General features: G+C 63.7%; 29 protein-coding genes. 11 read left to right on the top strand and 18 right to left on the bottom strand.

Annotated elements, in window-relative coordinates; genetic code table 11:
* Nucleotides 1-44: 44 nt before the first annotated feature.
* The 5 genes from JKP78_RS04105 to ribBA form a co-directional block, all read right to left on the bottom strand.
* A complete protein-coding gene (locus tag JKP78_RS04105) occupies nt 45-1,193 on the bottom strand; it encodes an ABC transporter ATP-binding protein (RefSeq protein ID WP_200626107.1) in 1,149 nt (382 codons plus the stop codon).
* Between the two features lie 19 nt (nt 1,194-1,212).
* Nucleotides 1,213-2,022 carry an ABC transporter permease gene (locus tag JKP78_RS04100; RefSeq protein WP_186684605.1) on the bottom strand — a complete coding sequence of 270 codons (810 nt, stop codon included), beginning with the start codon at nt 2,020-2,022 and terminating at the stop codon, nt 1,213-1,215.
* A gap of 6 nt (nt 2,023-2,028) precedes the next feature.
* Nucleotides 2,029-2,946 carry an ABC transporter permease gene (locus JKP78_RS04095; RefSeq protein ID WP_186684606.1) on the bottom strand — a complete coding sequence of 306 codons (918 nt, stop codon included), beginning with the start codon at nt 2,944-2,946 and terminating at the stop codon, nt 2,029-2,031.
* Nucleotides 2,943-3,968, bottom strand: a complete 1,026-nt coding sequence (locus JKP78_RS04090; RefSeq protein ID WP_186684607.1) for a polyamine ABC transporter substrate-binding protein — start codon at nt 3,966-3,968, stop codon at nt 2,943-2,945. Before JKP78_RS04090 ends, JKP78_RS04095 begins: the two co-directional genes overlap by 4 nt.
* A gap of 335 nt (nt 3,969-4,303) precedes the next feature.
* Nucleotides 4,304-5,425: a bifunctional 3,4-dihydroxy-2-butanone-4-phosphate synthase/GTP cyclohydrolase II gene (ribBA, locus tag JKP78_RS04085; RefSeq protein WP_186684608.1), complete on the bottom strand. Its 1,122-nt coding sequence runs from the start codon at nt 5,423-5,425 to the stop codon at nt 4,304-4,306.
* 78 nt (nt 5,426-5,503) lie between these two features.
* On the opposite strand from ribBA, the gene JKP78_RS04080 reads away from it, so the two are divergent.
* Entirely contained in the window at nt 5,504-5,797 is a 294-nt protein-coding gene (locus tag JKP78_RS04080) for a DUF1330 domain-containing protein (RefSeq protein ID WP_200626106.1), read from the top strand.
* Between the two features lie 53 nt (nt 5,798-5,850).
* Here the strand turns inward: JKP78_RS04080 and JKP78_RS04075 are convergent, their stop codons facing one another.
* Complete coding sequence (locus JKP78_RS04075) at nt 5,851-6,567, bottom strand: pirin family protein (RefSeq protein WP_200626105.1); 717 nt, start codon at nt 6,565-6,567, stop codon at nt 5,851-5,853.
* A gap of 415 nt (nt 6,568-6,982) precedes the next feature.
* On the opposite strand from JKP78_RS04075, the gene JKP78_RS04070 reads away from it, so the two are divergent.
* Entirely contained in the window at nt 6,983-7,444 is a 462-nt protein-coding gene (locus JKP78_RS04070; RefSeq protein ID WP_325166769.1) for a polymorphic toxin type 44 domain-containing protein, read from the top strand.
* A 467-nt stretch (nt 7,445-7,911) separates the two neighbouring features.
* On the opposite strand, the gene JKP78_RS04065 is transcribed toward JKP78_RS04070, so the two are convergent.
* Complete coding sequence (locus JKP78_RS04065) at nt 7,912-8,931, bottom strand: alpha/beta hydrolase (RefSeq protein ID WP_200626104.1); 1,020 nt, start codon at nt 8,929-8,931, stop codon at nt 7,912-7,914.
* Between the two features lie 145 nt (nt 8,932-9,076).
* Between JKP78_RS04065 and JKP78_RS04060 the strand changes: the two genes are divergently transcribed.
* From JKP78_RS04060 to JKP78_RS04035, 6 genes are all read left to right on the top strand, one after another.
* Complete coding sequence (locus tag JKP78_RS04060) at nt 9,077-9,961, top strand: LysR family transcriptional regulator (RefSeq protein ID WP_186684614.1); 885 nt, start codon at nt 9,077-9,079, stop codon at nt 9,959-9,961.
* A gap of 37 nt (nt 9,962-9,998) precedes the next feature.
* Complete coding sequence (locus tag JKP78_RS04055) at nt 9,999-10,400, top strand: hypothetical protein (protein ID WP_170029346.1); 402 nt, start codon at nt 9,999-10,001, stop codon at nt 10,398-10,400.
* Between the two features lie 251 nt (nt 10,401-10,651).
* Entirely contained in the window at nt 10,652-10,873 is a 222-nt protein-coding gene (locus JKP78_RS04050) for an MbtH family protein (protein WP_003256222.1), read from the top strand.
* A complete protein-coding gene (locus JKP78_RS04045; protein ID WP_170029347.1) occupies nt 10,870-11,589 on the top strand; it encodes a thioesterase II family protein in 720 nt (239 codons plus the stop codon). Before JKP78_RS04050 ends, JKP78_RS04045 begins: the two co-directional genes overlap by 4 nt.
* A 57-nt stretch (nt 11,590-11,646) precedes the next feature.
* Complete coding sequence (locus JKP78_RS04040; RefSeq protein ID WP_186684616.1) at nt 11,647-12,198, top strand: hydrolase; 552 nt, start codon at nt 11,647-11,649, stop codon at nt 12,196-12,198.
* 26 nt (nt 12,199-12,224) lie between these two features.
* Nucleotides 12,225-13,277 (top strand): DUF1615 domain-containing protein, encoded by a 1,053-nt coding sequence (locus tag JKP78_RS04035; protein WP_200626103.1) that lies wholly within the window; start codon nt 12,225-12,227, stop codon nt 13,275-13,277.
* 63 nt (nt 13,278-13,340) lie between these two features.
* Here JKP78_RS04035 and JKP78_RS04030 read toward each other — a convergent pair whose 3' ends face one another.
* The 9 genes from JKP78_RS04030 to JKP78_RS03990 all read right to left on the bottom strand — a co-directional run bounded on the left by JKP78_RS04030 (nt 13,341) and on the right by JKP78_RS03990 (nt 20,882).
* Nucleotides 13,341-14,204: a metal ABC transporter solute-binding protein, Zn/Mn family gene (locus JKP78_RS04030; RefSeq protein ID WP_186684620.1), complete on the bottom strand. Its 864-nt coding sequence runs from the start codon at nt 14,202-14,204 to the stop codon at nt 13,341-13,343.
* Nucleotides 14,201-15,100, bottom strand: coding sequence for a metal ABC transporter permease (locus JKP78_RS04025; RefSeq protein ID WP_170029351.1), 900 nt, complete (start codon nt 15,098-15,100; stop codon nt 14,201-14,203). The genes JKP78_RS04030 and JKP78_RS04025 overlap by 4 nt, the downstream gene beginning before the upstream one ends.
* Nucleotides 15,100-15,846 (bottom strand): metal ABC transporter ATP-binding protein, encoded by a 747-nt coding sequence (locus JKP78_RS04020; RefSeq protein ID WP_200626102.1) that lies wholly within the window; start codon nt 15,844-15,846, stop codon nt 15,100-15,102. The genes JKP78_RS04025 and JKP78_RS04020 overlap by 1 nt, the downstream gene beginning before the upstream one ends.
* Entirely contained in the window at nt 15,843-16,745 is a 903-nt protein-coding gene (locus JKP78_RS04015; protein WP_200626101.1) for a metal ABC transporter substrate-binding protein, read from the bottom strand. Before JKP78_RS04015 ends, JKP78_RS04020 begins: the two co-directional genes overlap by 4 nt.
* A gap of 16 nt (nt 16,746-16,761) precedes the next feature.
* Nucleotides 16,762-17,331 (bottom strand): DUF6162 family protein, encoded by a 570-nt coding sequence (locus JKP78_RS04010; protein ID WP_200626100.1) that lies wholly within the window; start codon nt 17,329-17,331, stop codon nt 16,762-16,764.
* Nucleotides 17,328-17,648 carry a hypothetical protein gene (locus JKP78_RS04005; RefSeq protein WP_170029355.1) on the bottom strand — a complete coding sequence of 107 codons (321 nt, stop codon included), beginning with the start codon at nt 17,646-17,648 and terminating at the stop codon, nt 17,328-17,330. The genes JKP78_RS04010 and JKP78_RS04005 overlap by 4 nt, the downstream gene beginning before the upstream one ends.
* Nucleotides 17,645-18,184, bottom strand: a complete 540-nt coding sequence (locus tag JKP78_RS04000) for a thiamine pyrophosphate-binding protein (protein WP_186684628.1) — start codon at nt 18,182-18,184, stop codon at nt 17,645-17,647. Before JKP78_RS04000 ends, JKP78_RS04005 begins: the two co-directional genes overlap by 4 nt.
* Nucleotides 18,181-19,374, bottom strand: coding sequence for a PepSY-associated TM helix domain-containing protein (locus tag JKP78_RS03995; protein ID WP_186684630.1), 1,194 nt, complete (start codon nt 19,372-19,374; stop codon nt 18,181-18,183). The genes JKP78_RS04000 and JKP78_RS03995 overlap by 4 nt, the downstream gene beginning before the upstream one ends.
* 173 nt (nt 19,375-19,547) lie before the next feature.
* Complete coding sequence (locus JKP78_RS03990; RefSeq protein ID WP_200626099.1) at nt 19,548-20,882, bottom strand: lysine N(6)-hydroxylase/L-ornithine N(5)-oxygenase family protein; 1,335 nt, start codon at nt 20,880-20,882, stop codon at nt 19,548-19,550.
* Nucleotides 20,883-21,085: 203 nt separating this feature from the next.
* Here JKP78_RS03990 and JKP78_RS03985 point away from each other — a divergent pair, with 203 nt between their 5' ends.
* Nucleotides 21,086-21,523, top strand: a complete 438-nt coding sequence (locus JKP78_RS03985) for a hypothetical protein (protein ID WP_200626098.1) — start codon at nt 21,086-21,088, stop codon at nt 21,521-21,523.
* Nucleotides 21,524-21,670: 147 nt separating this feature from the next.
* Here the strand turns inward: JKP78_RS03985 and pbpG are convergent, their stop codons facing one another.
* Nucleotides 21,671-22,597, bottom strand: coding sequence for a D-alanyl-D-alanine endopeptidase (gene pbpG, locus JKP78_RS03980; RefSeq protein WP_170029361.1), 927 nt, complete (start codon nt 22,595-22,597; stop codon nt 21,671-21,673).
* A 295-nt stretch (nt 22,598-22,892) separates the two neighbouring features.
* On the opposite strand from pbpG, the gene JKP78_RS03975 reads away from it, so the two are divergent.
* On the top strand, nt 22,893-23,261 hold the full coding sequence (locus JKP78_RS03975) for a hypothetical protein (protein WP_170029362.1): 369 nt from the start codon (nt 22,893-22,895) through the stop codon (nt 23,259-23,261).
* A gap of 41 nt (nt 23,262-23,302) precedes the next feature.
* Here JKP78_RS03975 and JKP78_RS03970 read toward each other — a convergent pair whose 3' ends face one another.
* The gene (locus JKP78_RS03970; RefSeq protein WP_200626097.1) at nt 23,303-23,707 is read right to left on the bottom strand and encodes a MerR family transcriptional regulator; all 405 of its coding nucleotides are present in this window, start codon (nt 23,705-23,707) and stop codon (nt 23,303-23,305) included.
* A 72-nt stretch (nt 23,708-23,779) separates the two neighbouring features.
* Here JKP78_RS03970 and JKP78_RS03965 point away from each other — a divergent pair, with 72 nt between their 5' ends.
* The gene (locus JKP78_RS03965; protein ID WP_200626096.1) at nt 23,780-24,844 is read left to right on the top strand and encodes an SDR family oxidoreductase; all 1,065 of its coding nucleotides are present in this window, start codon (nt 23,780-23,782) and stop codon (nt 24,842-24,844) included.
* The last annotated feature ends 53 nt before the right edge of the window (nt 24,845-24,897 follow it).

The raw sequence follows: 24,897 nt of genomic DNA, 5'->3' as shown, positions 1-24,897 counted from the left end.
TGTTGCCGGGCGATACGATGGGCCGCGTAGCGGCCCCGGTTATTTCAATGCGCCCCGGCGGACTTGCTCAAATCGCTCTCGGCCCATTCGGTGTAGATGCAGGCATCTGCCACCGCCCAGCGCACCTTCACGGTATCGCCCGGCCGCATCGGCATGCCGGCAGCCGACAGTGCCTTCACGGTCAGCTCGGTGCCGCCCGCAGTGACCACATGGCAAGTCTGGCTCTCGCCTAGGAACAACACCTCGCCAACTTTGGCACTGACCTCGTTCCAGCCCGCCGGCAGCGGCTCGCGTACGGCCTGTTCGGCGGTGAGGGCCAGGGCCTTTTCCGGGCGCACCATGATCAGCGCCTCCTGGGCGGCGGCCAGGCCCGGCGTCAGGCGAATCGCCACCGGCTGCCCTTCGAAGCTGCCTGCGCCGTTGCTGCTGGCCTTGATCCGCAGGAAGTTGGAGTTGCCGAGGAACGAGGCGACGAAGGCATTCGGCGGGTTCTGGTACAGGTCGTAACCGGTGCCCAGGCCGACGATCTTGCCCTGGCTGAAGATGGCGATGCGCTGCGACAGGCGCATGGCTTCTTCCTGGTCGTGGGTGACGTAGACGATGGTGATGCCCAGGCGCCGGTGCAGCTGGCGCAGTTCGTCCTGCAGGTCTTCGCGCAGCTTCTTGTCCAGCGCGCCCAGGGGTTCGTCCATCAGCAGGATGCGTGGCTCGTACACCAGCGCCCGGGCAATCGCCACGCGTTGCTGCTGGCCGCCCGACATCTGCGCCGGCTTGCGGTGGGCGAACTGCTCCAGTTGCACCAGCTTGAGCATGGCGTCGACGCGTTTGCTGGTCTCGGCGGCGCTCAGCTTGCGAATGGCCAGCGGAAAGCCGATGTTGTCGCGCACGTTCAGGTGCGGGAACAGCGAATAGCGCTGGAACACCATGCCGATGTCGCGCTTGTGCGGTGGCACGTTGACCAGCGACTGGCCGTCGACCAGGATTTCGCCGCTGCTGGGCGTTTCGAAACCGGCCAGCATCGACAGGGTGGTGGATTTGCCCGAACCGCTGGAGCCAAGAAAGGTGAGGAACTCGCCATCCTGGATGTCCAGGTCGAGATTATCGACGGCGGTGAAGTCGCCGTAATGCTTGTTCAGGCCGCGCAGGCTGACCAGGGTCTTGCCTGGCACGTTTTCTTTCATCACTGCACTCATTATTGTTTTCTCCGCGCGCTCAGGCGTTGACTTCGGTGCGCCGGCGCAACGCGGCGGCAATGAACATGACAAGCAGCGACAGGCCGATCAGCAGGGTCGAGGCCACGGCAATGACCGGGCTGAGGTCCTGGCGCAAGGTGGTCCACATCTTCACCGGCAGGGTCTGCAGGTCGGGGCTGGCCATCATCACGCTCAGCACCACTTCATCCCACGACACCAGGAAGGCGAACAGGCCGCCGGCGATCATGCCCGGGCGAATCGCCGGGAAGGTCACCTTGAAAATCGCCTGCAGGCGCGAGGCGCCGCAGATCACCGCGGCATCCTCGATCGACTGGTCGAACAGCTTCAGCGAGTTGATGATCGAAATGATGGTGAAGGGCAGGGCAACGATGACGTGGCTGACCACGAAAGCGAACAGCGTGCCGGTGTAACCAAGCTTGAGGAACAGCGCATACACCGCTACTGCGATGATCACCAGCGGCACAATCATCGGCATGGTGAACAGCCCGTACAGCAGTTCGCGGCCAGGGAAACGGCCACGCACCAGGGCGAACGCGGTGGGCAGGCCCAGCAGCACCGCAGCCGCAGTGGTCAGCAGGGCCACCTTCAGGCTGGCCAGGGCGGCATCCATCCATTCCGGGTTGGAAAAGAACTGGCCATACCATTTGAAAGTCCAGCCCGGCGGCGGGAACACCAGCCATTGCGACGAGCCGAACGACAGCAGCACGATGAACACCACCGGCAGCAGCAGAAAGGCCGCGATCACGCCAGTGGTCAGGTACAGGCCGGTACGTAGCGGGCGGCCCATGGCATTAGGAGACAGGAGCATGGCGGTTTACCTCGCGTTGCCAACCGGGGATTCCGGCTGCAGCTTCAGGTACAGGTAGAAGAGCACCAGGGTGATGACCACCAGCAGTGCGGCGGCGGCGCTGGCCAGGCCCCAGTTGAGGAAGGACTGCACCTGCTGGATGATGAATTCGGGCAGCATCATGTTCTGCGCACCGCCCAGCAAGGCAGGGGTGACGTAGTAACCGAGCGACATCACGAACACCATCAGCGCCCCGGAGAACAGCCCCGAGCGGCACAGTGGCAGGAACACCTTCCAGAAATTGGTCCACGGGCTGGCGCCGCAGATCGAGCCGGCCTGCAGCACCATCGGATCGATCGCGTGCATGGTGGCCTGCAGTGGCAGCACGATGAACGGGATCATGATGTAGCTCATGCCGATCACCACGCCGGTCAGGTTATGCACCATTTCCAGCGGCGTATCGATGATACCCATGGCCATCAACGCCTTGTTGATCACCCCCGAACTCTGCAGCAGCACCAGCCAGGAATAGGTGCGTGCCAGCAGGCTGGTCCACATCGACAGCAGTACGATGTTCAGCAGCCAGCGGCCCCAGCCCTTGGGCACCAGTGTGATTGCCCAGGCCAGCGGGAAACCCAGCAGCACGCTGATCAGGGTGACCACGCCGGCCACCGAGAAGGTGTTGAACAGCACCCGCGCATAGGCCGAGTTGGCGAACAGCTGCTCGTAATTGCCCAGGCCCGGCGTCGGCTCCAGCATCCCGCGTAGCAACAGGCCGGCCAGTGGGGCGAAGAAGAACAGGCCAAGGAAAAGCAGGGCCGGCAACAGGTTGCGGCTGCCTTTCCAGCGCTGGCTCAGGCTGACGCGGCGCGCGGCCGCGCCCGGTGCGCCGGTGCCCGTGGGGGCACCTTGCGCGCTATGCAGGGCGTTGATGGCGACTTTCATTTGACCAACCACTCATTCCAGCGGGCTGCGATGGCCTGGCCGTTCTTGGCCCAGTAGGCGAAATCGAGGGTGACCTGGTCCTGGGCGTAGGCGGTGGGCAGGTTCTGTGCAAGGTCCTTGTCCAGCTTGGCCACGCTGTCGACGTTCACCGGCGCGTAGGCGGTCTTGTTGGCGAACTCGGCCTGGCCTTCGGCGCTGCTGGCGTTGGCCAGGAACTTCATGGCCGCATCCTTGTTCTTGGCACCTTTGGGCACCACGAGGAAGTCGGCCATGACCAGGTTCTGCTTCCAGCTCACGCCCACCGGCGCACCGTCCTGCTGCAGGGCGTAGACGCGGCCATTCCAGAACTGGCCGAGCGAAGCTTCACCCGAGGCGAGCAGCTGCTGCGACTGGGCGCCACCCCCCCACCAGACGATGTCTTGCTTGATGGTGTCGAGCTTCTTGAAAGCGCGGTCCAGGTCCAGCGGGTAGAGCTTGTCGGGGGCTACGCCGTCGGCCAGCAGGGCCAGTTCCAGCACACCAGGGCTGGGCCATTTGTACAGGGCGCGTTTGCCGGGGTAGGTCTTGGTGTCGAACAGCGCGGTCCAGTCCAGTGGTTTGTTGGCGCCGAGCTTGCCTTCGTTGTAGCCGAGCACGAAGGAGAAGAAGAACGAACCGACGCCGTGGTCTGAGACAAAGCGCGGGTCGATCTTGTCGCGCTTGATCTGGGAGAAATCGAGGGGTTCGAGCAGGCCTTCGCTGGCAGCCCGCAAGGCGAAGTCGGCTTCGACGTCGACCACGTCCCACTGCACGTTGCCACTCTCGACCATGGCCTTGAGCTTGCCGTAGTCGGTGGGGCCGTCCTGGACCACCTTGATGCCGGTGGCCTTGCTGAAAGGTACGGCCCACGCTTCCTTTTGGGCGTCCTGGGTGGTACCGCCCCAGCTGACGAAGTTCAGGCTGTCGGCAGCCTGGGTGGCCTGGCAGGCCAGGGTCAGCAGGCTGGCGGACAGCACTGCGGTTACACGTTTGCTCAACAGCATGGTTACGCCCTCGTTGCTTTTGTTATTCGAGGCGGGGCTTGTGGTGCGCCCGCCAATCGTGTTCGGGGAGCCGCTAAAACAAGGTGTCTGAAGGCCGTTTGTAATTGTAGGAGCCGGCCGACAGATTTAAGGTCTACGGGATATCATATTATGGTATTCCAAACTTTTGGCAAGCGTTATGGGGCTACCGGCCATCACTCCATCCCGTGTAGGGGCGGCCTTGTGTCGCGAAAGGGCTGCGAAGCAGCCCCCGGGTTTCAGCGCAGATGCACAAATTGCTTGGGGCTGCTTCGCAGCCCTTTCGCGACACAAGGCCGCTCCTACAAGGCTCCGTATCAGCCCACCAGCTCAGGCTCGAAGGGGATGCTCTGCACCACCTCCAACTCGTACCCAGCCAGCCCGGCATACTTCAGTGGAGGGCCCAGATGACGCAGCTTGCCGACACCGAGGTCCTGCAGAATCTGCGCCCCGGTGCCGACCTCGGAGTACACCTTCGATTGCCCTCGCTGGTAAGGCCGCACCGGGTGGGTGAGCTGCGGTACGCGTTCGAGCAGGGCCTGGGAAGACTCATGGTTGGCCAGGATCACCACCACACCCGCGCCTTCCTCGGCCACCTTCTGCAGCGCCGCCCACAGCGTCCAGTTGGGCGGCCCGGCGTATTCGGCACCGACCAGATCGCGCAGCGGGTCGATCACATGTACCCGCACCAGGGTCGGCTGTTCGCGGCGGATGTTGCCCATGACCATGGCCATGTGCACACCCCCTTCGATGCGGTCCTCATAGGTGACCAGGCGGAAGCTGCCATGCACGGTCGGCAGTTCGCGTTCGCCGATACGCTTGATGGTCTGTTCGGTACTCAGGCGGTAGTGGATCAGGTCGGCGATGGTGCCGATCTTGATGCCATGCCGGGCGGCGAATACTTCCAGGTCGGGGCGGCGGGCCATGGTGCCGTCGTCGTTGAGCACTTCGACGATCACCGAAGCCGGGGTGAAACCGGCCAGGCGCGCCAGGTCGCAGCCGGCTTCGGTGTGGCCGGCGCGGGTCAGCACGCCGCCTTCGCGGGCGCGCAGGGGGAAGATGTGCCCCGGTTGCACCAGGTCCTCGGGGCGGGCGCCGGGGGCCATGGCGGCGGCCACGGTGCGCGCCCGATCAGCGGCGGAAATGCCGGTGGTCACGCCGCTGGCCGCTTCGATCGACACGGTGAAAGCGGTGCTGAACGCGCTGCCGTTGGCCGGTACCATCTGTTCCAGGCCCAGGCGCTGACAGTGTTCTTCGGTCAGGGTCAGGCAGATCAGGCCACGCGCTTCGCGGGCCATGAAGTTGACGGCCTGGGCGTCGCAACGCTCGGCGGCGATCAGCAGGTCGCCTTCGTTTTCCCGGTCCTCGTCATCCACCAGCAGGACCATCTTGCCCTGCCGGTAATCCTCGAGAAGTTCCTCGATGGTGTTGAATGCCATGTTGCACGCTCACGGTGATAGGGTGATTATTATGGTATACCATCATACATAAATATCGCCGTAACAGGAGAGCAGCGCATGAAGGCCTACTGGATCGCCCATGTGGACGTGACCGACCCCGAGCAATACCAGCAGTACACCCAGCGCGCCCCGGCCGCCTTCCAGGCGTTCGGCGGCCGCTTTCTGGCCCGTGGCGGGCGCAGCGAGGCGCTGGAAGGTCGGCCTACCCCTCAGCGTAGCGTGGTGATCGAATTCGATTCGTACGAGCAGGCGCTGGCGTGTTACCGGTCGGCGCTGTACCAGGAGGCGTGCAGCCATCGCCATGGGGTGGCGAAAGCCGAAGTGATCATCGTCGAAGGGTTCGAACCTTGAGGGTTGCCTGATGCCCTCTTCGCGGTTCAACCCGCGAAGAGGGCGGACCTGCGTCAAGGCATGCCCGGCAGCTCGTGCGGCCGCAGGTCAAACACCAGTACCTCGGCATCCACCCCATGACTCAGCTCCAGCACCTGTTCCTGCCTTACCCGTACCCCATCGCCTTCACCGAGCACCTGGCCATTCAGCGCGATGCTGCCCCGGGCCACGTGCACATAGGCATGGCGATGTTCCGGCAAGGTCAGCGTGGCGCGCTCGTCACCGTCGAACAACCCGGCATACACCCCCTGGCGCACCTGCAAAGATCCTTCGGCACCCTCCGGCGATATGATCAGGCGCAGCTTGCCGCGCTTTTCCTCGGCGCTGAAGTGCTGCTGCTGGTAACGCGGCGTGGCGCCTTGCACGTTCGGCACGATCCAGATCTGCAGAAAGTGCACCGGCTGCACCTGGCTGTGGTTGAACTCGCTGTGCGCCACGCCATGGCCGGCGCTCATCAGTTGCACGTCGCCCGGGCGGATGACCGAGCCGGTGCCCAGGGTGTCCTTGTGCTCCAGCGCGCCTTCGAGCACGTAGGAGAAAATCTCCATGTCACGGTGCGGGTGCTCGCCGAAGCCCTTGCCGGCGATGACGCGGTCGTCGTTGATCACCAGCAGGTCGGAGAAACCTTGCTCATCCTGGTTGCGGTAGTGGCCGAAGGAGAAGGTGTGGAAGGATTTCAGCCAGCCATGGAAGGCCAGGCCGCGGTCTTTGGCGTTGCGTACGGTAAGCATGGTCATTCTCCTGGAAAAGCCGGCACCGTGATCGGGTTGGCTAGTAGATGGGAGAAGCTTAACTGTCAGCTCAGGAGGTAAAAACCAGCGTAATAGTGAAAAATTGTCTCTTTTAAAGTGACTATTGATGTAGCGGCGTGTAGGGCATCTCGATGTACTTTGTAGGACCGTTCTTGGTCTGTTCCTGCGTGATTTTCATGCTCTAGCGGGTGCTAGCCTCCCGGCTTTCACTCAAGGAGTTTCACATGGCACGTTTCAGGATCAACGGCAGGAACCAGGCCTGGGATGGAGACCGGACCACTCCAGGAGCCGTATGCCTGGCCAGTGGCCGCGGATTCAAAGGCGATGGGCGTGAAGCGCTGAGGTTGCAGGACAAGACCACCCCATGTCCTACCTGTGGTGAATAGGAACGCTGGTGGAAGGTGCGAGCAATTTCGTCATCCATGGTCGTCCGGCAGTGGTTGATGGGGCTTTGGTAGCCTGCGGCTGCCCAGCGGGAGCAAACCGTCAGGACAGGCCATGGGATCATAAGCTGGCGATTGCAGAACGGTTCGGCGGGGTTTGGCAGAAGCAAGGTGAAGTTGACTTCTATTACGACATTTGGTCAAACATTCACTACGGTTATGTAGGGCGGGCGGGTGGTTTTTCAGAAAGTGTTCTTCTGGATGGTGCTGGGCTTGAGCAGATTTCATCTGACTCCATTCGGAAAGTTAGAAAGTGGGATGAACATAGCGGGCCTCACCGTTCCGCTGATATAGAGGGGCTGCGGGCATGGGATGACATAGGTGATCGTGTCGCTATCAGCATTGGCGTCAAACTGCACGAGATGCATCCAAGCGGTGGAATTACTGCAAAGATACTCATGGCCGGGTATTAGCATTGCCACGTTCAAGCTGGGGAGGTGGCATACGTGATCACGTCTGCAAATAAACCGAAACGGCACATCTGGCGCTGGGTGCTGGTGATAATGCTTACACCCATTATATTTTGGTATGTTGCTGCACCCCCGAGTAAGTTTTCATTTTTCTGAAAAAGGCGAGGGTCGTCTCGGCTACATTTTGAATGTCCAGCACGATATTTCAAAAGGCGAAATCTACCCAGGTGAAACCACCGGCGGTGTCGGGCATATCTTCCCGAATGACTAATTCTTCATGCAACTCGATTGGAGCAACCGGGGCAAATGGCACTGCATTCGGGCCAAGCCCAGGTGGCCAAGTATTGATATCTACATCGGGGCGGACGGCGCCATCGATAGCCGCACCGATGGAAATTTCATTGAAGCCTGCGGGCCATTTCCCCCATAGAAGCAAAAGACCCGCCTAGGCGGGTCTTCTAGTCATCGGCTCACTGCAGATGCACTTTAAGTTCAGTGCCCGCCTGTCTCATCGCCGCCTTCACCGCCGGCACCTCGCTCAACGGGTTCAACAACCCATAGTCATGAATCATCCCGTTGTAGCGCACCGACGTCACCGTCACACCTGCCGCATTCAACTTGCGGGCATACGCCTCACCTTCATCGCGCAGCACATCGAACTCGGCCGTCTGCACCAGTGCCGGCGGCAAGCCTTTCAGCTGCTCGCTGCTGGCACGCAGCGGCGAGGCGTAGATCTGCTCCCGTGCCTTGGCATCGGTGGTGTAGTTGTCCCAGAACCATTTCATCATCCCGGTGGTCAGGAAGTGCCCCTCGGCAAACTGCTTGTAGGAAGCAGTCTCGAAGCTGGCATCGGTGACCGGCCACAGCAGCAGCTGGAAGCGCAGCGCCGGGGTACCGGCTTCTTTGGCCTTGAGCGCAACCACCGCCGCCATGTTGCCGCCGACGCTGTTGCCGGCCACGGCCAGGCGCTTGCCGTCCACGCCGATTTCCTTGCCATGCTCGGCCACCCAGCGGGTCGCAGCGTAGGCCTGGTTGATGGCCGTTGGATAATGCGCTTCCGGCGACGGGGTGTAGTCGACATACACGGCCACTGCACCGGAGCCGACCACCAGGTCGCGGATCAGCCGCTGGTGGGTCGGGAAGTCGCCGAGCACCCAGCCGCCGCCGTGGAAGAACATGAACACCGGCAGCTCACCCTGCACATTGGCCGGGCGTACCACTTGCAGCGTGATCGACTGGCCATCGGCCTGGATGGTGCGTTGCTTCACCTCGATGCCGGAGAGGTCGACCTTGACCGAAGCCTGGGCGCCGGTCAGCACGGCACGGGCGTCTTTCGGGCTGAGCTGTTCCAGTGGCTTGCCGCCACCTTGTTGCAACGCGTCGAGGAACGCCTGGGTGTGGCTTTCGACACCCGGGCTGCCGGCAGCGAAAGCGCTGGAAACGGACAGCGCGAGTAGGGAAGCGGCGAGGGTTTTGCGGACAATGTTCATGAGCGAATCCTTTTCTATGCAAGTGTTGGTAATGGGCGTCTTGCCTGGCCTGGCGGCCATCGTTGCGACCTGTGCGTAGATTAGGGAGATGCACTGATGGGAAAAAGCCGCTATAAAGCGTTTGACTGTCACCAAGAGCGAGACAATGAACCCTTACGAAGACATGCGCATCTTTGCCCAAGTGATGGAAGCCGGCAGTTTCACTGCCGCTGCCGAGCGCCTGGGCATGTCCAAGCAATCGGTCAGCCGGCGCCTGATGCAGCTTGAAGAGCGCCTGGGTGTGCGCCTGCTCAACCGCTCCACGCGGCGTCTGGATGCCACCCCGCTGGGCCAGCACTACTACCAGTCGGCGCTGCGCCTGCTGGGCGAGGTGCAGCAGGTGGAGCATGACATCAGCGGCCAGGCCCAGGCCTTGCGCGGCACCTTGCGCCTGAGCGCGCCGCTGTCGTTCGCCATGGCCCACCTGGGCTGCCTGCTGACCGAGTTCCTGCAACTGCACCCGCAGGTCGATGTGGAGGTGGACTTGAGCGACCGCGCCGTGGACCTGATCGGCGAGGGCTATGACCTGGCGCTGCGGATTGGCGTGCTGGAGGACTCCAGCCTGATTGCGCGGCGTATTGCGAGTGTCGAGCGAATTTACTGCGCAAGCCCGGCGTACCTGCAAGCGCGGGGCGTACCAAGCCGCCCGGGCGAGCTGGCCGGGCACGACTGCCTGCCTTACGGGCATGCGCGGCAGGTGCAATGGCAGTTCCACCAGGGTGGCAAGGCCCAGGCGCTGCAGGTGACCGGGCGCATGCGGGCGAACAACGGCGAGTTGCTCAGGGATGCCGCGATTGCCGGGATGGGTGTGACTTACCTGCCAACCTTTATCGTTGCGCAGGCGTTGGCCGATGGGCGGCTGGTGACCGTGCTGGATGAGTGGCGCCCGCCGGCGTTGCAGCTGTCGGCGGTCTACCCACAGCACCGGCAGGTGGCGCGGCCGGTGCAAGGCTTTGTGGCCTTCCTGCGCGAGCGGTTGGTGCAGCTGTGACAACCTGCAGAGCCTGCTACGGGCTATGCTTGCTGGCATGAGCACAGCACCCCCTTTGCGCCAGCCTTGCCCCCCTGGCGCCTGCGATTGCGGCCGCGAACAGCTGGTCGACCACCCGCAGGCTGCCCAGCGCATCCTCCTGCTGACCCGGCAGGAGGAAAAGCGCCTGCTCGAACGCCTGGAAAACCTCAAGGACCTGGAAGACCTGCAACGCCTGCAGCAACGAATGTACGAAAACCTCGGCATCCGCGTGCACATTGCCCCCGGGTACAACGAAGTGCGGACCATGCGCGGCATCGTCATCGAACTGGATGATCAGCCTGGGCTGTGCCGCAAGACCCGGCAGTCGATTCCGGCGGCGATCCGCCGAGGGCTGGAGCGCAACCCGCAGGTTGCCTTCCGTTTGCTCGATAGCCATGATTTGCTGCGGGAAACCTGAAGGCCAGCCAAGCGCGGATCTTGTAGGAGCGGCCTTGCGTCGCGATCGGGCGCGCAGCGGCCGCTATATCTGCAACCGACAGTCTTCTGGCAGGTCAGGATCACCTGGAATGCGGCCGCTGCGCGCCCGATCGCGACGCAAGGCCGCTCCTACACGTGCCAGCCGCTAATTTTTTCACCGCGTGCCACGTCTACTACAAAGCTCCCCTGCGCCACGCGCGCAGTGGCATTCATCACTCAAGGAGACAGGCAATGACTTCCGTTTTCGACCGCGACGATATCCAGTTCCAGGTAGTGGTCAACCACGAAGAGCAGTACTCGATCTGGCCCGACTACAAGGCCATCCCCAACGGCTGGCGCGCCGTTGGCAAGAGCGGCCTGAAGAAAGACTGCCTGGCCTACATCGACGAAGTCTGGACCGACATGCGCCCGCTGAGCCTGCGCCAGAAAATGGCCGAAGCCGCTGCCCAGTGACCGCGCTGAACCTGCTGTGCCTGCCGTACTCCGGCGCCAGCGCCATGGTCTACAGCCGCTGGCGGCGCAAGCTGCCAGCGTGGCTGCAGGTGCGCCCGGTCGAACTGCCCGGGCGCGGTGCGCGCATGGCCGAGCCACTGCACACCGACCTGCAGGCCCTGGCCCGGCAACTGGCTGCCGAGCAACGCCTGGCGGCCAGTGCCCCTTATGCGCTGCTTGGCCACAGCCTGGGCGCGCTGCTGGCCTTCGAGCTGAGCCATGAGCTGCAAGCGCTGGGTTGCCCGCCGCCGCTGGCCCTGTTCGCGTGTGGAACCGCTGCGCCGACCCGTCGCGAGGACTACGAGCGCAACAATTGGCGCGAACCCAAGGGCGACGCCGAGCTGATCAGCGAATTGCGCGAACTGCAGGGCACGCCCGAGGAAGTGCTGGCCAACGCCGAGCTGATGAGCCTGACCTTGCCCATCCTGCGCGCCGATTTCCTGCTCTGCGGCACCTACGCCTACCGCCAGCGCGCGGCTTTGCAGTGCCCGCTGCACGTATTGGGTGGCGTGGACGACCGCGCCAGCGACGAGCAACTGCAGGCCTGGCGCCAGGAAACCCATGGGCCATTCTCACTGCAGATGTTCCCGGGGGGGCACTTCTTCATTCACGAACAGGAAGACCAGGTGCTCACTGCGCTGGTCGCATCGCTCGAACCGCTCCGGCTTTCCGCCTGATTGACGTCACCGCTTGCCTGGGGGAGGCTAGGCCTTTTTCCAGGCAAGGGGCAGGCAATGCTGATCGATCCACACAAGGCGACGCTGCTGGTCGTCGACATCCAGGAGAAGCTCATCGGCGCCATGAGCGACCCTGCAGGCACCCGCGCACGGGCCCGCTGGTTGCTGGCCGCAACTGCCGAGCTGGAGCTGCCGACGGTGATTTCCGAACAGTATCCCAAGGGCCTGGGGCATACCCTGGCCGAGCTGCTGGCCGTGGCGCCCGCCGCCGAGGTGGTGGAGAAAAGCCACTTTTCCTGCGTGGCCGCCGGCTGTCTGCCAGCCAGCCTGCTGGCGCGTGAGCAAGTGATCGTCTGTGGCATGGAAACCCACGTCTGCGTGCTGCAGACCGTGCTCGGCCTGCTGGCGCTGGGCAAGCAGGTGTACGTGGTCGAGGACGCCTGCGACAGCCGCACCCCGGCGAGCAAGGCCGCCGGCCTGGCGCGCATGCGTGCGGCGGGCGCTCAGGTGGTGACCCGCGAGATGGTGTTGTTCGAGCTGATGGGCAGTGCCGGGCACCCGCTGTTCCGCCACATCAGCAAGACCTACCTGGTCGGTGAACAGCCCTGAACGGCCGGATACTGGCGATCGGGCTGATGGCCCTGGCGCTGCTGCAAGGTTGCGCCGGGCGCCGTGAGCAAGCACCCGAAGCAGACCCGGCCAAGGTCCGCGCGCAACTGCTGCGGTTGTTGCCCGCCCAGGCCAGGGACCGCGAGGGCTGGGCCAGGGACATTCAGCAGGCATTCGAAACCCAGCGCATTGCCCCGAGCAAGAGCAACCTGTGCGCGGTGCTGGCCGTGACCGAGCAGGAGTCGACCTTCAACGCCGACCCGCAGGTGCCCAACCTGGGGCGCATTGCCCGCGAGGAAATCGACCGCCGTGCCGCACGCCTGCATATTCCCAGGCTGCTGGTCGATGGGGCGCTGAAGACCCCTTCGGCCAATGGCAAGAGCTACCAGCAGCGGTTGCAGGCGGTGCGCAGCGAGAAGCAGCTGAGCGAACTGTACGATGAGGTCATCGCCCGCGTGCCGCTGGGCAAGACCTTGCTCGATGGGTTGAACCCGGTGCATACCGGCGGGCCGATGCAGGTCAGCATCGACTTTGCCGAACAGCATGCGCGCGATTACCCCTACAGCTACACCGGCAGCATCCGCCAGGAGGTGTTCACCCGGCGTGGCGGCATGTATTTCGGCATCGCCCACTTGCTGGGTTACCCGGCGAACTACGAACGCCAGCTGTATCGCTTTGCCGATTTCAATGCGGGCTGGTACGCCAGCCGCAACGCGGCCTTCCAGGCAGCACTGAGCAAGGCGAGCGGGGTGACACTGGCGTTCGACGGGGACCTGGTTGTACCGGGCTCGATCATGCCGGGGGCCACCGAACAAGCGGCGCGCAAGCTTGGTACCCGACTCGGGTTGCGCAACCCGCAGATTCGCCGCCAGCTTGAGCAGGGCGACCGCCTGGCATTCGAGGACAGCGACCTGTACAGCGGTGTATTCGCCCTGGCCGATGCTGTGGCGGGCAAACCGCTGCCACGGGCGGTGTTGCCGGGGATCGAGCTGAAGAGCCCGAAGATCACCCGCAAGCTGACCACGGCGTGGTTTGCCGGACGGGTAGATGAGCGCTATCAGCGCTGCATGAAGCGTTAGCAGGGGCTCGCCTGTGCCAGCCTGTGCGCAGTTCTACTCGCGAACAGGCCGGCACAGGTCACTTCAGCCTCCGCTCAGTGCGCCCACCACCTGGTCGACACTGGCCTCCAGTCCGGCAAAGGCATCTTCAGGGTCGCTCTCCACCACCACCAGCTTCGCCCCGGCGGCCCTGATCACCTCGATCACCGCCGGCTCCGGCTGGCGGTGGTCCAGCACCACTGCCACCTCCTGGGTCTTCAGGTTCTGCTCCAGCGCCTGCAGCGCGGCGGCATCCCATGCGGCCGGCAGCGGTTGCTCCAGCACATCCAGGTTCAGCCCACTGGCCAGGTAGCCCAGGCGCTCCGACAGGTTCACCACGGTCAGGTTGTCGGCCTTGGCCAGGCGCGTCTGGCTGCTGGCGGCAAGTTCCAGCAACTGGCGCTTGAGCCTGGCCAGGTTGCCCTGGATCGTCGTCTTGGCTTCCGGCGCCAGCCGTCCCAGGTCGTTGGCCATTACGTCGGCCATGCGCCCAAGGTTGCTCGGGTTCAGCCAGGGGTAGGCGCCATAGGCATCGTCACCGGTGACGGCAATGCCTGGCAGCGCGCCGTCCAGCGGCCGTGCGGCGTCGATTTCGACAATACGGATATTGCTGCGCCGGGCCATCGGGTACAGCGGGTCGTCACGCCAGATCGAACGCAGGCCGATCACTGCATCGGCCTGCTGCGCGGCCTTATCCAGGTTGGCGCCACCACGTCCGCTGAAATACGCGGGCTGACGGCTGGCCGGCAGGTTGGCCGGCGCCGCGCGGGTGAGCTGTACCGCAGTGCCGTCGAGCAGGGCACTGGCCAGGCTGTGAGTGACCGGCAGGCTGGTCAGCACCTGGGTGGCGAAACACAGCGATGGCAAGCCGGCCAGGGCCAGCGCCAGGGTCAGGCGTTTAAGGTTCATGCCGGGTTTCCTTGCAGGTGGGGGACGAGGGCGCGGGCCAGCGCAGCCAGGGCAAAGCAGATGCCGGCCACCAGGATGATCGCGGCACCCGACGGCACCGGCAGGTCGAAGACGATCGGCAGCAGGATGCCGAGCAGCGTACTCAGGGTGGCGATCAGCACCGAGAGGAAGAAAAAGCCCTTGAGCGACTGGCTTACCAGGCGCGCAGCGGCGGCCGGGATCACCAGCAGCGCCCCGACCAGGATCGCCCCGATCACCTTGACCGCCGCTACTGTCACCAAGGTCACCAGCACCACGAACAAGTAGTCCAGGGTCTTCACCGCCACCCCGCGCACCGCCGCCAGCTGCGGGTTGAAGCTGGCCAACATGATGCGGTTGTACAGGGGCACGGCCAGGGCCAGCACCAGCAGCGCGACGATGCCCAGCACCAGCAGGTCCTGGCCGCTCACGGTCAGCACCGAGCCGAACAAGACATTTTCCAGGATATGCACATTGATTTTGCCCGCCAGCATCAGCAGCAGGCTGGCGCCGAGTGCCAACGACACCGAGAGGAACACGCCGATCAGCGTGTCCGGCGATAGCCCGGTACGGTTGCGCAGGAAGTTGAGCAGCAGGCCAAACAGCAGGCAGTAGCCGAACAGGCTGCCGTACGGGCCTGTGTAGGGTTCGCCCAGCAGAATGCCGATGGCCACGCCGGTCAGCGCGGCATGGCCGACCGCCTCGGAGAAGAACGCGAAGCGCTTGACCACCACCAGGGTACCCAGGCCGCCCAGTACCGGGCCGATCATCAGGCCTGCCAGCAAGGCGTTGACCACGAAACCGTAGGCCAGTGCCTCGGGCAGGTAGCCGGCCGTGGCCCAGCCCTGGACCAGCAGGCGCAAGGATTCAACACTCATCAGGCACGCCCCTCGCTGCGCGGGTGAACGGAGAACAGCCCCAGCAGGCGCTCCGGGGTCAGCGCCTGGGCCGGCGGGGCATCGAACAGCACCTGGCGGTTCAGGCCGGTCACCCGGTCGCTCAGGCGCAGCACGGCCTGCAGGTCGTGCTCGATCCACAGCACGGTGGTACCGGCCTGGCGCCAGCTGCGCAGCAACTGTTCGAACACCTGGATACCGGCTTCATCAAGGGCCGACATCGGCTCGTCCAGCACCAGCAACTGCGGTGTCGGGACCAGGCCCTGCGCCAGCAGCACGCGCTGGCGTTCGCCACCCGACAGCGCGCCCATGCGCCGCTTGCGCTTGTCGAGCATGCCGACCCGCGCCAGGGCCGCGTCGATGGCCGGCTGCACTTGCCGCGACAGGCCGAGGAAGGCCGGGCGGCGCTGGCACAGCGCGGCCATGAAGTCGTCCACGGTCATTGGCAGGCCACGGTCGAACTCCAGCGCCTGTGGCACGTAACCGATCACCTGGTGTTCTGCGGGCCAGTGCAAGGTCAACTGGCCCTGGTGCGGCATCTGCCCGAGCAGGGTCTTGATCAACGAGCTCTTGCCAGCGCCGTTGGGGCCGACGATGGCGTGCACGCTGCCGGCGGCCACGCTGAAGCTGACCTGGTCGAGGATACGGGTGCCGCCCAGTCTCAGGTCGATACCGGCGAACTCTATGCGTGGCCCGCAGGCCGCCAGCAGGTTGGCCGCGGCGGTCATGTGCGGTTCTCCTGGATGGCGCGCACAACGGTGTCGAGGTTGCGCTGCATTTCCACTTCGTACTTGTCCTGGGTGTATTCGCCATAGGAGATGTGCGTGAGCGGGTAAAGGCGCACGCCGGATTCACGCTGGATGGTGTCGACATAGGCCGACGGGAAGTCCATTTCCGAGAAGATCACTCGCACATCCAGGGCCTTCAGCTGGTCGATGGTTTTCTTCAACTGGGCCGGGCTGGGCTCGATGCCATGGGCTGGCTCGACCACGGCCGTCACCTCCAGGCCGAAGTCGCGCACCAGGTAGTCGTAGGCAGCATGGATGGTCGCCACCCGGAAACTGGCGCCGGGCGCTTCGGTGACCTTGGCCAGGGCTTCGGCCCGCAGGGTGCGCAAGCGCTTGGCGTAGGCACGGGCATTCTGCGTGTACAGCCGGGCGTTGTCCGGGTCGAGCTTGCCCAGCTCGCGAGCGATATTGTTGACCTGGGCGATGCTGGTGCTGATCGACAGGAAGGTGTGCGGGTTGACCACCTTGCCGGCACCACGGGCGGCAATGCCGGTGGCCGCCAGCAACGGTACGTTCTGGTTGGCCTCGATGGTCGGGATAGCGGGCTTCTCGCTGGCGGCGATCATGCGCTCGGCAAAATCGTCATGGCCGACGCCGTTGAGCACCACCACATCCAGCGTGCCGATGCGCTTGATGTCTTGCGCCCGTGGCTCGTAGGCATGGGGGTTGAACCCTGCCGGAATCAACGGCACCACTTCGGCCTTGTCGCCGACGATATTGGCGACATAGCTGTAATAGGGGTGCAGGGTGATGCCGATGCGCAGCGGCTTGCCGTTATCGGCCAGGGCCGACAGCGGCAGGGCAAGGGCCAGGAGCAGGGCGAGGGCGGAGCGGAGCATGGAGGAGTCCTTGGGTTCAGTGACGGTGTTCGCGGGTGACCCCGGCGTCGTAATGGCTGACCACCTGCCGCCAGCCGGCCGCGATCAGTGCGGCCTGGCTGAGGTCGCCTGGCGGCACAGCGATGGTGTCGCGGCGTAGCCAGACATCCGCCTCGCCAGCGCTGTCGCTCGGCACGATCAATAGCAGGCTGCCGGCTACTTCCGGGGCCTGGCTGCGACCCAGGTAGGCACCGGCCTGCAGCCACGACCACTGATGGCTGCCGCGGCGCTGGCTACCGGCGTCGGCCACGAACGGTGGCAGGCCTTCCTCGGCCAGGGCACTCACGCTGGGGACGGCGGCGGTTTCTTCACGCAGCAGGCGGATTTCGTCGAAGGCCACCCGCAGGTCGGTGTACAGGCCTTGCTCGGCGGCGGTGAGGTCGCGCCGGGCATCGATCTGGTGGCTGGCGATGGCCTGTTCGTCCTCGCGCTCACCGCGCACCAGCACCACGCTGGCGGCGAGCGCCACGATCAGCAGGCTGACCAGCAGCACGTAGAGGGTTTCGTGCCCGGCACCGGCCGGGCGGATCACTTGGCAGCGGCTCATGGCTGGACGATGTCGGCGTGGTCGACTTCCACCACATGCCCGGGGCCAGCATCGAACAGCACATAGAACTCGCCGTCCGGGCGCTTGAAGGTCAGCGTCGAGTCCTCACCGAGCTTGCCGCCGACCAGTACCTGTTCGTCGTAGCCGATTACATCCAGCGTCACCCCGGGGGCAGCGCTGCCGTCAGAGAAGCCCCCGGTGCACTTGACCTGGCCATCGGCCAGTCCTTCGCATTCGCACATCGGGTTGTGTGCCAGGGCGGGGCCAGCGCCCAGCACCAGCACAGGCAGGGCGAGGATGCGCAACAGGTGTCTCATTTCTTGCCTCCTTGGTTCTCGAGCCAGGCCACGGTGGCGGGCGATGCTTGGGCCAGCGGGACTGACGCCTGGTGCAGGCTGCCGTCCCAGCCTTCCAGGGTGATCCAGATCTGCGCGTCTGCGCGGGTGCGGGGCGGGATGGGCAGCGACGTGCCCATGTGGTACGGCGCACCAAAGAAAATGGTGCCGGCGGTGCGCAGGCTGCGCGGTTTGCCGATGCGCAGGTAGGCGGCCTTGACCTCCTTGATACAGGCCTTGCACAACGAGGCGTTGAATACCTTGAAGTACCCGGCCGGGCCGTCGGCGCGGGGGGCCTCGTCACGCAGTTCGGCCAGGTCGAGGCGGTAGGGGCCGACCTGGATGTCGCTGATCACATTGGCGCCAAGGCCGGCTTCGCCACGGAACAGCTTGGCGTCGGCGAAGTACTTCGGCATGAAGCCCAGCGGGATGAGAATCAGCAGGACATTCAGGTGAAAGCGCCACTTCAGCCACAGCTGCTTCAGCGGGCTGCCGGGCAGCGCGTGTGCCTTGCTCATGGGCGTACCTCCACGGTGCTGCCAGGGCGGGCCGGGCGTGGCGCGCGTTCGCTGCGCTTGAGTGCGGCGGCGGTGGCCTGGGCGGTGCGCCTGGTCCAGATCAGCAAGCCGCTGAACACCATCAGGGTGAGGATCAAACCGAAGAAGAACCACACCAGCTTGATCGGCAGGCCGCCGAAATCGCCGGTATGCAGCGGGCGCATGGATTCGGTGACGAACTCCAGCGCCGAGCGGTCGCTGAGCAGGAACTGGCTGTCGACCTTGCGCGTATAAGGGTTCACCGAAGCACTCTGGAACATCAGCGGGTACCAGCCCGGCCCGCCCAGGGTGACGTGGCTGTAGGCGGTGGCTGGCAGGGTGATGAAACTGATCTCCAGCCCCGGGATCGTCAGGCCGGCAATACGCGCGGCTTCATCCAGGTCGATGCGCGGTGCCGGGCTGCCATCCTTGCTTTGCGGCACGTCCTCGCGGGCGATCACCGGCACCACCGGGCGGCTGGAAATGGTGATGTGGTTGTCGAACAGGATCGCCTGGATCAGAAACCAGGTACCGGTGATGGAGATGACCGCAATGAACCAGATCGACCAGACCCCGGCCAGGCGGTGCAGGTCGCCCCAGAAAATCCGCGAGCCATGGCCGATGCGCAGCGGCTTGAAGAAGCCTTTCCAGAATTTCTTGTACACCACCAGGCCGGTGACCAGCGACGCCAGCATGGGCAGGCCGAGCAGCGACACCAGGTACCAGCCCCAGCTGAAGCCATTGGTGAATGGCACCAGCCACCAGCCGTGCAGGGCACGGGTGAAGGCCTCGAAGTCGAAGTCGGGCGTCTTGCCCTGGATTGCGCCGGTGTAGGGGTTTACGTACAACGTCGGGCGGCTGCCGTCCGCCAGGGTGACATCGGCCTTGACGGCAAAGTGCGAGCCGTCGGGTTGGCTCAGGCGCTCCACCACCATGTCCGGCTCGGCCCTGTGCAACGCATCCAGCAACTGCTGGAAGCTCAGGCGCTCGACGTCGCCATCGGGCTTGTTGGCGCGTACGTCCGGGTTGGCCAGCCAGACGATTTCCTGGCTGACCACGGCGAGCATGCCGGTGAAACAGACGATCAGTACAAAGAACCAGATCGGCAGGGCGAGCCAGCTGTGGACCAGGAACCAAAGCCTGGATTTCGATTTTTTCGCGGTTTTGGCCATCGGACAGTCTTCTGCAAGGGTGGTCGAGCGTGTGCCCAGCCAAAGAGGCTGTACTGATAAGGACGAATGAGAATCAAAATCCTGCCGTTTTAAATGCAAGTAAATGTTTCAGAAACGCCAAGGCCGGCCTGCGCGTATTGCGCCGGGCCGGCCAGGCAGTGGTAAGCAGCGGCTCAGGCGCGGGTCAGGGCGACCGCCGCCTGCGGTTTGCCGTGCAGCTGCGCCAGGTCCTGGTACAGCGCGCGGCCGATCTCTGCCGCGCGTGCCGGCAGCACCGAGAGCAGGGTGTCGCTCAGGCCATGGCTGTTTTCGCAGAAGCCTTGCAGGTACACCGAGGCCTGCAGGTCGGGGCTGGCCAGCACGCGGTAGTTGCGGTCGACCGTGAAATCGTCAAGGTAGCCGGCCAGCGGTGCCAGCAGGTCACGGTGCGAGCGGCGCTCGTAGCCGGTGGCAAGGATCACGGCGTCATAGCGGTGGGTTTGCTGCTGGCCGGTGGCAAGGTCGCGCAGGGTCAGCTCCAGCCCTTCGCCGGTGGCCAGCACCGTTTCCACCTGGCGCCTGCACAGCACGTTGTGGCGGTACTGGTGCGCCACTTTCTGCCGGTAGAGGATGCCGTAGATGCGCTCGATCAGGTTGAGGTCGACCACCGAGTAGTTGGTGTTGTGGTATTCGCCGAGCAGCTTGCTGCGCTGGTCGGCCGGTTCGTTGTAGACCAGGTCGGTGTAGTCCGGCGCGAAGATCTCGTTGACGAACGGGCTGTCATCGGCGGGCTTGAGCGCCGAGCCGCGCAGAATCATGTCGACCTTGACCGATGGGTAGCTGTCGTTGAGGTCGATGAACGCCTCGGCGGCGCTCTGGCCGGAACCGATCACGGCGATGCGCATCGGTGTGCCGGCGGTGCACGGCAGCTGGTTCAGGCTGCTGAGGTAACGGGAATGGTGGAATACCCGCGGGTCGTCGCCAAAGGCGGCGAACTTCTCCGGTATTTTCGGCGTGCCGCCGCTACCGACCACCACCGAACGGGTACGGCGGCTGTATTCGCGCCCTTGTATGTCACGCGACACCAGGCGCAGGTGTTCGACCCGGCCCGCCTGAACTTCCGGCTCGATGCGCAGCACCTCCTCGCCATACACCGCCTGGGTAGCGAAGTGCTCGGCGGCCCAGCGCAGGTAGTCGTTGTATTCGAGGCGGCAGGGATAGAAGGTGCCGAGGTTGATGAAGTCGGCCAGGCGCTGCTTCTGGTGCAGGTAGTTGACGAAACTGTAGGGGCTGGTGGGGTTGCGCAGCGATACCAGGTCCTTGAGGAACGAGATCTGCAGCTCGCTCTGGGTCGCCAGGGTTTCGCCGTGCCAGCGGTAGTCCTGCTGCTTGTCGATGAACAGCGCATCGAGGGCATGGCCCTGGGACTCGGCGAGTTCTTCCAGGGCGATGGCCAGGGCCAGGTTGGAAGGGCCGAAGCCCACGCCGATCAAGTCCTTGACAGTTTCCGGGGGGGCAGACTGGCTCATGGCTGCGATTCCATAGTGGTCGAAGGTGGACGCTCGCCGGGATGAGCCGGCGCCTGCGTAGGTACATGGGTTGGAACGAGCCAAACGCTCGGGAATTTACCGGCGCCCGGCTGCTTGGTAACAAGCCGGGGCTAAAGACCTGCGCCTTGCGGCCGATAGGCAGATCAGATCAAGGACCCATTTTTTCTTGCAGGGAGAAACACATGAGCGCCATTGCAGCAATCAGCGTCGGCACCGCGGGCCAAGTGTCGGGCAGTACCTCGGCGGTCGTCAGCCAGGATGTGCAGAAGAACGAAGAGGGCGGGGCAGCCAGCATTCAGGTCGACCTGTCGAAAGTCAGCGCTGACAGCAAAGCCCAAGGTGCCGAGAGCAGCAGCGACAGTGCTGAACCTGCGCATATCAAGCAATTGCGCGAGATGATCAAGAAATTGCAAAAACAATTGGCCGACGAGCAGAAGCAATTAGCCCTGTTGATGGCTCAGCCGATGGAAGAAACGGCCAAACTGGCTGCCGTGAGTGCCAGGCAGGCGAGCATCGCCACGCTCAATGGTGAAATCCTGCAGGCCACCGCGCAGTTGCTCGAAGCATTGCAGACGACCGGTGGCAGCAGCGCGGGTGGGATGGTCAGTACCCAGGCCTGATGCTGGATACAGCCTCGAGCGTGCGCGATGGTGCACTGGCTGAGCAGCTTGAGCGCCGCCCGCGCGGCGCTCGATCCGATAGGCGCAATCCCTCTTTCGACGGACACCCGCGCCCCCTGGCATAAACAGCGCTGTCATCAAGCGCCGTCATTCCGCCGCCAGGCGCCCTTTGTTCTGTCGCTCTGCCTTGTACTGCATGGCCACCGCCGGCGCTGGCTTGGCGGCACCGGTTTCCAGCCACTGGCGCATGCGGCTGGCATCGGCGAAGTGGGTGTACTTGCCAAACGCATCGAGGATGACCATGGCCACCGGGCGGTTGTCCATGCGGGTCAACAGCACCAGGCAATGCCCGGCCTCATTGGTGAAGCCGGTCTTGGTCAGCTTGATGTCCCAATTGCTCTTGTTCACCAAATGGTCGGTATTGCGGAAGCCCAGCGTGTAGTTGGGCTTGCGGAAGGCCACGGTCTTCTCGCGCGTGGTCGACAGCTCGCTCAGCATCGGGTACTTGCGCGAGGCCATCAGCAGCTTGGCCAGGTCGCGGGCGGTGGACACGTTCTGCGTCGACAGGCCGGTCGGTTCGACGTAGCGAGTGTGCGCCATGCCCAGGCTACGGGCCTTGGCATTCATCGCCTTGATGAACGCCGGGTAGCCACCCGGGTAATGGTTGGCCAGGGTATTGGCCGCACGGTTTTCCGACGACATCAGGGTAATCAGCAAGGTCTCGCGGCGGTCCAGCTGGCTGCCCAGGCGCACCCGCGAATACACGCCTTTCATTTCCGGGTTGTTGGCGATGGTCATGGTGAGCATTTCATCCATGGGCTGCTTGGCGTCGAGCACTACCATGGCGGTCATCAGCTTGGTCACCGAGGCGATCGGCACCACGCGGTCGGCGTGGTTCGAATACAACTCCTGGTTGCTGTTCAGATCGATCAGCAGAGCGCTGCCCGAAGCCAGGTGCAGCTTGGACGGGTCACGTTGAACCTGGGCCGGGGATTGTGCAGCAGCGGTCGACGGGAGGGTCGCGGTACCTGTGAGCAACAGCAGCAGGCTGAGGATGGACAGGGATGTTTTCACGTTCAGGCTCACTAAAAGTTGGTATGTCGTTGGCTGTGCAAGGGTTTTCCCCCAAAAACCGCTGCATTTTGGAGTATGGCTGAAATGCTGTCGAATGCCTTATGACTAAAGGGCGCAAGGTGAAGGAAATTTAATCCTGTATCGCGGCTGGATAAGTCGTGGCTCGGTTTCTGCACGTTCGCAAGCAACACCAGCCGCCCTGGCTAATCAAGTTCGGGTTGCCATTTGCCACTTTGCCCGTGAATTCTGTAACTGGTAAAGTCTGCGCCTTTGTTACCAGCCTGAGAGGGATCTTATGCGGCGCATCATTGCAATGACGTTTGGCGGTTTGACACCGAGCTATTACATCCGCCAGCTTTTCTTCGGCGCGCTTTTCGCGGCGTTGATTCTGGGCTTCGCTGCCAATAGCCCCACCGGCCTGACCGGCAAACCCGGCCTGCTGCTGATGGCAGTCGTCTCGACCTTGTTATACCCGTACTCTCGTTTCGTCTACGAAAGCGTCGTGGGCTTCATCATGGGTAATAACGTCTTTTTCGTGAACGCGCTGTTCATGTTGTCGGTCAAGGTTTTCACCATGGCGCTTTGCTGGTCAATGGCGATTTTCATCGCTCCAGTAGGCTTGGCATATCTGTACTGGCACCACAGCCGAAGCGTTTCCCAGTGAGCAAGCGCTAACGCCTGAACCCAGCCATTGCGCTGGGTTTTTTATTGCCTGGAGACCGCCTCCTGTACCGGAAGATGCGGCAGCATCAGCCCCTTAGCGATGGCACTGGCTTCAAGCTTTTTACGTTCCGCATCGAGAGATGCATGGGCGGCTTGCAGGGCAATGATCTTCGCCTGGATTTCGGCCATTTTTTCCGCGATCAAGGCTGCGCCTTGTGCGCAATCGATGGTGTTGCCGCGCTTGGCAGCCAGGATGTCGCCGATCGCCGCGAGTGAAAACCCCATGCTCTGGGCAAGCTGGATGAACTGCAGGTCAGCAACGGTGTGTTCGCTGTAGCTGCGGTAGTTGTTGGCCCGTCGTTGGGCGCCGATAAGCCCGAGCTTTTCGTAATAGCGCAATGCGTGACGGCCGATGCCACTGCGGCGCTCCAACTCTCCAACATTCACAGCGAAATTCCTTGACTGTAGACCAGGCTCTATACCTTAGCCTGCGCCGATCATGCAAACAAGGATTCGGTCATGGCTGTGGAATGCTTCGTTACAGGCGGTAGCGGGTTTGTCGGGCAACATCTGCTGGCCCGGCTTTCTGCGACTGGGCACAAGACCTGGGTACTGATGCGCAACCCGGGCCACCTCGCGCGTCTCAGGGAGCAGGTCGGCCAGCTGGGCGGTAACCCGGCGAATCTGCATGCCGTTGCGGGCGATATCAGCAGGGACGGGCTTGGGCTCAGCGAGGCAGACAGGCAGAGCGTGTCCTGCGTCTCGGTGGTTTTCCACCTGGCCGCAGAGTTCTCTTGGGGGCTGACGATGGAACGTGCCCGCGCGGTCAATGTGCAAGGCGCGCTGAGGGTCGCCAGGCTGGCGGCGAGCTTGCACGCCCGCCTGCTGATGGTGGGCGGCTACATGGTACAGAACCTCGCCTTCCTCGACGGTATCGGGGTTGATTACGACTGCCCCGGAAACACTGACTGGCGCGCAGTCTATCGCCGCGTGGGTGGCTACGAAGGCAGCAAGCTCGAAGCGCATTTCGCGGTCATCCGCTACATGCAGGAAGCACACGCGGATTACACCATGGTGCATCCGGCAACGGTGTGTGGCCACAGCGAGAGTGGGCACATCCTGGCAGGCCAGCCGCTGGTCGAACTCATTCGCAATCTGGCGCAAGGCCGTTTCAAGGCTGTGCCTGGTTCCCCCCAGCACTGGTTGCCAATGGTCAGCGTCGATTACCTGGTGACGCTGATGACCCGCGTCGCGTTCGACCCTTTGCTGGCCAACCGGCAGGTGCTGGCGCTGCATGAGCAGACGCCCAACCTGCAGGGGCTGCTCAAGGAGTTGGCGCAAACGCTGGGGGTCAAGCCACCCCGGCGCCATGTCGCGATCGGGTTGCTCCGCTGGCTAGCGACGATTCCCGGGCTGGCCGCCCGTTTGGAGATCCGCGCGGAGTCATTGAACTTCATCCAGACGCAACGCTTCGACATGAGCGAGAGCGAGCACCTGGAGTGCAAGTATCGGTTAACGCATCCTGACATGGCACAGACACTGGAACGGACGGTGCGCTACGTCATGGCTCACTTGCCCGGCTGAGCCAAGCCCCTCGGGCCATGCTCGTCAAGCTGGCGCATGCCATGAAAACCAAG

This window comes from Pseudomonas sp. LAM2023 (genome assembly GCF_016620375.1).
Taxonomy (GTDB): Bacteria; Pseudomonadota; Gammaproteobacteria; order Pseudomonadales; family Pseudomonadaceae; genus Aquipseudomonas; species Aquipseudomonas anuradhapurensis.
The sequence above is the reverse complement of the archived record's forward strand: the minus strand, read 5'-3'. Positions and strand labels throughout refer to the sequence as shown.